Raw genomic sequence first — 533 nt, 5'->3', positions numbered from 1 at the left:
ATATAATATTTGAGCCGAGAGGTAATTTGGGGTTTGGTTATGATCCTGTGTTTATTCCAGAGGGTCATAAATTAACTTTTGCCGAGATGCTTCCAGACGAAAAAGATCGATTAAGTCATAGAAGAGAGGCGCTTGACAAATTGAAAGAATATTTGCTAAAATACGCCGAACTTTATAAGCAAAACTTATTATAAAATTATAAAATTTAAGTTGCTTTTAAATTCATAATAGGTTAAATATATGGACAGAGGAGAACTTGTGCCTGACAGTGTAGTTCTTGGGATGGTTAAAGAAAGGCTTTCTCAAGATGATTGTAAGAAAGGATTTATTCTTGATGGTTTTCCAAGAAATGTTGCTCAGGCTGAAGCTCTTGACAAAATGCTTTCTGAAATGAATATACCATTAGACTTAGCATTAAATCTTGATGTTCCTTTTGAAGATTTAATGAAAAGGCTCAAGGAACGAAGAACATCCAAGTACTGTGGAAAAATGTATAATCTCTACTATTCTCAATCAAAGGTTGAAGGTAAATG

General features: G+C 33.2%; 2 protein-coding genes. Both read left to right on the top strand.

The features are described from left to right. On the top strand, positions 1–194 hold a 194-nt coding region (locus tag N2257_10850), incomplete at its 5' end, for a non-canonical purine NTP pyrophosphatase (GenBank protein ID MCX7794883.1). Between the two features lie 46 nt (positions 195–240). After that, positions 241–533: nucleoside monophosphate kinase (locus N2257_10845; GenBank protein ID MCX7794882.1), on the top strand; the 293-nt coding region annotated here is incomplete at its 3' end.

It is taken from the genome of Thermodesulfovibrionales bacterium, assembly GCA_026417875.1.
Lineage (GTDB): Bacteria > Nitrospirota > Thermodesulfovibrionia > Thermodesulfovibrionales > CALJEL01 > CALJEL01.
The sequence above is the reverse complement of the archived record's forward strand: the minus strand, read 5'-3'. Positions and strand labels throughout refer to the sequence as shown.